Origin of the sequence: Caldicoprobacter sp., from assembly GCF_047459465.1 — a bacterium.
GTDB lineage: Bacteria > Bacillota > Clostridia > Caldicoprobacterales > Caldicoprobacteraceae > Caldicoprobacter.
In genome coordinates this window covers 1-6,055 of sequence record NZ_VSCO01000113.1, presented here as the reverse complement: position 1 = coordinate 6,055, position 6,055 = coordinate 1, and the positions used below count along the sequence as shown (strand labels likewise).

The 6,055-nt window shown below is 44.5% G+C and carries 9 protein-coding genes; 4 read left to right on the top strand and 5 right to left on the bottom strand.

The window, feature by feature from the left end:
- Nucleotide 1 precedes the first annotated feature (1 nt).
- From FWJ59_RS07390 to FWJ59_RS07375, 4 genes are all read left to right on the top strand, one after another.
- Complete coding sequence (locus FWJ59_RS07390) at nt 2–703, top strand: response regulator transcription factor (protein WP_414481310.1); 702 nt, start codon at nt 2–4, stop codon at nt 701–703.
- Nucleotides 700–2,163, top strand: a complete 1,464-nt coding sequence (locus FWJ59_RS07385) for a sensor histidine kinase (protein WP_414481309.1) — start codon at nt 700–702, stop codon at nt 2,161–2,163. The genes FWJ59_RS07390 and FWJ59_RS07385 overlap by 4 nt, the downstream gene beginning before the upstream one ends.
- A 125-nt stretch (nt 2,164–2,288) precedes the next feature.
- Nucleotides 2,289–2,777, top strand: a complete 489-nt coding sequence (locus tag FWJ59_RS07380) for an LURP-one-related/scramblase family protein (RefSeq protein ID WP_414481308.1) — start codon at nt 2,289–2,291, stop codon at nt 2,775–2,777.
- 159 nt (nt 2,778–2,936) lie between these two features.
- Nucleotides 2,937–3,470 (top strand): hypothetical protein, encoded by a 534-nt coding sequence (locus FWJ59_RS07375; protein WP_414481307.1) that lies wholly within the window; start codon nt 2,937–2,939, stop codon nt 3,468–3,470.
- Here the strand turns inward: FWJ59_RS07375 and FWJ59_RS07370 are convergent.
- From FWJ59_RS07370 to FWJ59_RS07350, 5 genes are all read right to left on the bottom strand, one after another.
- A complete protein-coding gene (locus tag FWJ59_RS07370; RefSeq protein WP_414481306.1) occupies nt 3,467–3,862 on the bottom strand; it encodes a universal stress protein in 396 nt (131 codons plus the stop codon). The two genes, FWJ59_RS07375 and FWJ59_RS07370, sit on opposite strands and share 4 nt — an antisense overlap.
- Nucleotides 3,863–3,912: 50 nt before the next feature.
- Nucleotides 3,913–4,743 carry a YitT family protein gene (locus tag FWJ59_RS07365; RefSeq protein ID WP_414481305.1) on the bottom strand — a complete coding sequence of 277 codons (831 nt, stop codon included), beginning with the start codon at nt 4,741–4,743 and terminating at the stop codon, nt 3,913–3,915.
- A gap of 115 nt (nt 4,744–4,858) precedes the next feature.
- Nucleotides 4,859–5,212, bottom strand: coding sequence for a type II toxin-antitoxin system PemK/MazF family toxin (locus FWJ59_RS07360; RefSeq protein ID WP_414481311.1), 354 nt, complete (start codon nt 5,210–5,212; stop codon nt 4,859–4,861).
- A 6-nt stretch (nt 5,213–5,218) separates the two neighbouring features.
- On the bottom strand, nt 5,219–5,494 hold the full coding sequence (locus tag FWJ59_RS07355; RefSeq protein WP_414481304.1) for a CopG family ribbon-helix-helix protein: 276 nt from the start codon (nt 5,492–5,494) through the stop codon (nt 5,219–5,221).
- 242 nt (nt 5,495–5,736) lie between these two features.
- On the bottom strand, nt 5,737–6,055 hold a 319-nt coding region (locus tag FWJ59_RS07350; RefSeq protein WP_414481303.1), incomplete at its 5' end, for an ADP-dependent NAD(P)H-hydrate dehydratase.

The window sequence follows — 6,055 nt, the reverse complement described above, 5'->3', positions numbered from 1 at the left end:
TATGCAAAAGGGAACCGTACTGGTCGTAGATGATGAAAGGGAAATCGCGGAGCTGGTAAGGGATTATCTTGAGCTGGATGGTTTCAACGTAATACTGGCCTTTGACGGCCAGGACGCGCTTGAAAAATATCAGAAGTATCAGCCTGACGTGGCCATTTTGGATATAATGCTGCCAAAGCTGGACGGCATGGAGGTGTGCAAGGCAATACGCGCCAAGTCCGCCATTCCCATAATCATGTTAAGCGCCAAAAAAAGCGATGCTGACAAGATACTGAGCCTGGGCCTTGGAGCAGACGATTATGTGACGAAACCTTTCAGCCCAAAGGAGCTGGTAGCACGGGTTAAGGCTCAGCTGAGGCGCTACAGGCAGTTTACATATGCTCCAAGAAAGGCCGAAGTACTGTCGTTTCACGACCTTCTCATCGATCTCAGCGGCCATACCGTATACGTTAAAGGTCAACCCGTATCCTTATCCACAAAGGAATTTGAAATATTGAGCTTTCTAGCCTTACATCCTAACCAGGTATTTACTCGAGAAGAGATATTCAAGCATGTATGGGGTTATAACGAATACGGGGACATAAATACGGTCACCGTCCACATAAGCAAGATAAGGGAAAAAATCGAGGAAGACCCCTCAAACCCCGTATATATACAGACCGTATGGGGTGTGGGTTATAAATTTACAGGAGGTAGCGCATGAGGTTTACTTTTCGCACAAAGTTGATATTGTCTTTTATAATCATCATAACCATACCTGTCATCATCACCCTGATATCCATAAAAATAGCCACAGTAAACATAAAGACCGACCCTGAGATAATCAGGTTTTCCAAGATAGATTTGAGGTTCCAAAAAATTATAGATCTGGTCACTCAAAACTACTTTAATATCCAAAACTACGACCAATTTTATGCAACCATAAGTTCGGTTCTGAAGGAAACCGGGTGCAGATTACAGGTCATCGATAATTCGGGAAGGCTACTTTTTGACTCCGAAGACAGAGAGGGCTCTCTTGAAAACAGAATCCTCAAAGTAAACATCTCGGAGGGATTTGCCTTAAATCTGGAAGAAGACATAAATGGCATGAACCAGTACTCTTTTCCCATTAAGATCGACGATAAAGTAGTAGGCAGCATAATAATCCAGTATGCTCTGGATATGCTCCCACCAAAGGTACTTCATAAGGTGATCCTATACATGGGCGGCAGTTACATGCTAGGTCTAGCATCGCTGGTCATATTGATAATATTGCTCTCGTGGCTTATCTCCAGAAGCGTTCTAGTACCTTTGAATGAACTCAATTTAGCCATACAAAACATATCCCAGGGCAATTTGGATTTCACTATATCCTACAGCAAAAACGACGAGCTGGGACGTTTTTGTCAGGCTTTCGAGTTGATGCGGCGCAAGCTAAAGGAATCCCTAGAAAAACAAAACATGTACGAGAATTCCCGTAAGACCATGATTGCCAGTATATCCCATGACCTGCGCACTCCCATTGCTTCAATTAAAGGATATGTGGAAGCGCTGCAGGACGGCCTAGCGCAGGACCCGGAAAAATTCAAGCGATATCTAAACATAATAAAGGACAAGACAGACAAACTCGACCGCCTGATAGACGATCTTTTCCACTTCTCGCAGATGGAGGTGGGAAAACTGCCTACCAATTTTAGGGTACAAAACAGCAGAATAATGCTGGAAGAGATACTCTCGCCCCTCGAGGTGGAAGCCCAAAACAGCTCGTTACAGCTCATAGTACAGCGCCCTTTACCCGAGGTATATGTCAAAGCGGATAGCAAAAGAATATCGCAGGTCATAGACAACATAGTCGAAAACTCCAGGCGGCATATACCAAACGATGGGCAAATCATAATAGGCGCCAGGGTTTCAGGAGCTTTCCTTGAAGTTTTTGTCAAAGATAATGGAGAGGGCATTTCTCCCGAAGACCTTCCCCATATATTTGAGAGCTTCTACCGTGGCGAGAAATCCCGCTCACAAAATTACGGAGGCACTGGGCTGGGTCTGGCAATATGCAAGCACATCATCGAGGAACACGGAGGCAGGATATGGGCAGAGAGCGTCAAAGGGCAACACACCATCATATATTTTACCCTCCCCATAGTCTCAGGGCAACATGCTGAAGCCGATTTGCCTCAATGAACATTGCGCGATAACTTATACTATCGAATGATTCGCCAATTGATATTAACATCCAGTAAGGACCTCAAATAATATTATTAAAACCAATGGGGGTTTCACCAATAAAAAAAGAAAGGAGCTTTATAATGCGATTTTTAGTCAAGCAGAAGATATTCTCCTTTGGAGACAACTTCGTCATCAAGGACGACCATGGCAACGATCGCTTTATAGTGAAGGGCAAAGTATTTTCCTTGGGTGACAAGCTGAAAATCTATGACCTGATGGGCCAAGAGCTATTTTACATCGAACAGAAATTAATGCGGCTCTTGCCCCAATATACCATATACAGGTCGGGTCAGGCCGTAGCAACGGTAAAAAAGGATTTTTCCTTCTTTAAGCCGCGGTTCAGCATCTGGAGTGTGTATGGGAGCTATACCATCCAGGGCGATTTCTGGGGCATGAACTTTTCCATCATTAAAAATGGCCGATGGGTAGCGCAGGTATCCAAGAAATGGCTATCATTTAGAGATACCTATGGCGTAGATATTGCAGATGATGAGAACTACGCTTTTATTTTGGCCCTGGTAATTGTAATAGATCAAGTACTCCATGATGACAATCATAACAATATCTGATGCTTAAAACCGATATGCCCGTCACCTCCATCGCAAATACAAATCGCAAATACAATATACGCCATATATAGGTCACAAAGATTTGAAAAACTTCGATGAGGTAAGTACTATAACGATCTGCAAAATGAATATACATGTCAATGATGGAGGTGAAAAAACGTGCATGATAAGGCCAAATCCTTGATGACAATTGCGGTAGTAATGGTGGCTATCCTTTCGCTGATATACAACGGCTATTCTTTCTTTGGAGAAAACTCCCATCATTATACCGGCGCATTTTCACAGATAGCCTCTATCAATGAGTCCCATTACGGATATATACAACCCCAAGTGATGGATGGCTTTACCGAAGCCCCCATTGAAGGTGCAGCTGTAGTCATCCCAGAGCTAGGAAAAAAGTTTAAGACCAATGCTCAAGGCCTAACTCCTGTTATTCGAGTCCCAATAATTGAAGATGCGCATTATAAGGAAATATTCCCCAAAACCTGGGGAGAAATTACCCTCATCGTATATAAAGAGGGGTATATCGACTACGTGTTGTTCCATACTCATGTATGGGAAAACCAATCCCGAAAGGGCCCTAAAATACTTCTTTTCCCAGAATCAAGGAGCCAATCCTCCGACCCCATGGCCATAGTGGAAGCACCCCATAGGCTTTGGGTTAAACAGCTGGTGGAAAAGTTCAAACCCTAAACTTGAGGCACAATCCTAAGCTCCAAATCGGGCAGGCGCTTCTCCATCTCCTGTATTATGTTTTTATCGCCAGTTCCTCGAGAACCGGGCGATTCCCCCATAACCACAATGGAGACATTGTTCCTTCTCGCAAAATCCACCAGCGTGTCCACCACGTGGTCAGAGCGAAGCACCGTCATCTCTGCACCTGCCTTCTTGGAAACCTGAAACAAGTAATCCAATGCTTCCCCTTCATCAGGATTTCCTAGAAAGTTTTCTCCGTTTTTTGCCACATGCACCACATATAGCTTAGCGTTACCATAGCCTTTTACCAACTCTTCGCCCGTTTTAATCAACCGCTCGCAGGCTTTTTGCCGCGTCACACAGATCATGATATTACGTTCATTAACCATTTGACAACCCCTTTGCCCCTAAACAATAGCCTTGAAGTTTAAATTCTAAATCAAAAGCCCTCACCCATCACCTCTCTAACATCGGTAACCAAAACAAAAGCTAAAGGATCCACCTCGTTTACGATGGCCTTTAGCTGCACCACCTGCGCCCTATTGACGACGCACAGGATCACATTTTTTCTTTGCATGGTGTAGGCCCCTCTGCCTTCCAGAAAAGTCACACCTCTGTCCATATTTGTCATAATCCTATGGCTGATTTCATCGGCATGGTCAGAAATGACGATGAAAGCCTTGGCCGAGTTTAATCCCTCCAGCATCAGATCTATTACTCGCGCGCTCAAGTACAGAGATACCAGCGCATAAAGCGCCTGGCTTGGCCCAAACACGATGGCCGCCGTTATCACCACCAAAAAATCAACTACAAAAAGTATCCATCCCACTCCCAGCAGAGGAAAAAACTTGTGTACTATCTTGGCAAATAGATCAGTCCCACCCGTCGTGGCGTTACCCTGGAAGACAAGGCCCAAACCGATGCCCATCAACACCCCACCATAAATGGAAGCCAGTATGGAATCATCCGTAAGCGATGGCACCTTGACGAAATCAGTAAACACCGATAATAATACCGTAGCCAAAAACGTCTTGAACCCGAAGTCCTTACCCAGCTCTTTTATGGCTATTATAAACAGGGGAACGTTGAGAACCAGCATGGTAACGCCCACTGGTATACCAGAGAGGTAGTATACTACCGTGCCTATACCGCTCAATCCCCCTGGAGCAATTTTGTGCGGTATCAAAAAGAAATTAAACGCCAGAGCGGTTAGAAACGTTCCCACCACAATGAGTACATAATCCTTTATCGCTGAATACAGCTTCTTCATGCCGTACACCTTTTAATCCCTTCATCCGGAGCAGTAAAATATCATATAAGAACATCGATTACCTTTTATAAACAATAAGCCCTATCTTTAAAAACTAGATATCATCCCCCGACTTTTAAAGAAGGTCTATAAGGCCAAGGCTTATTTGCAGCGCCTCATTCACTTTTTCCATAACCTCAGGGGATAACATACATATCTTCTCTCTAAGCCTCTTCTTATCTATAGTCCTTATTTGTTCCAGCAATATAACTGAATCCTTGGGCAAGCCATACTCAGATGCGCTAAGCTCCACATGGGTGGGGAGCTTGGCCTTATTGATTTGGGATGTAATAGCCGCCACAATAACGGTGGGACTGTATTTGTTCCCTATATCATTTTGGACTATGAGCACCGGCCTCACTCCGCCCTGCTCCGATCCCACCACAGGGCTGAGGTCAGCGTAATAGATCTCTCCCCTTCTCACTATCATAACCAATCATTCACTCTCCGATAAAAGGGCCTCATAAGTCGCCAAAGCCTCATTGCTAGATTCAAATCCTACCTTGCACAATTCAGCATTTATTTTTGCCATCTCTTCGTAGCCCTTTTTCATCTTTTCCCTTATTTCCATCTTATGCCGCTCCCTGATATAAAGTTTCATGGCCTCTCGAATAAATTCACTCCTGTTTCTCTTCTCAATGGCAACAATCTCATCGACCTCCTTCAAGAGGCTATCAGGTAAGCTCACCAAAATTTTCTTCAATTCAGCCACAGTGGGCACCTCCTATAAATTATGTACTCAAGATTCCCACCTTAACTGCTCCACAGCAAAACCGGAGCTTCCCCCTTGCACAAAAGTATCCATGTCCTCCAGCTTGAATCCAGTTATACCTAGCGTGGAAAAGTAGGAAGACATATGTTTAACCTCACGCTGATTGCTAACAGCATCGTAACTATATTTAATTATATACGATGTAAATATCGTAACTATATTTAGTATTATATACGATGTAACTATCTTTTACAATCACCTGTCCGCAAATTATACATCTCCTTAAGCGCCAGTGGCAAGGCCTCAAGTATATCACCAGCCACCATTCCTGCCTGGCCGTAAGCATCAGCTGCCAAATCGCCCGCATAGCCATGGACAAAGGCGCCCAATACCGCTGCTTCAAAGGGCCCATACCCTTGTGCAATAAATCCAGCAATAATGCCGGTTAACACATCGCCGCTCCCCGCCGTAGCCATGCCGGAATTTCCAGTGGTGTTGAAGTATAGCCTGCCATCCGGGTGGCACACCACCGTAGTAGCACCCTTTAGCAGTACCACAGTT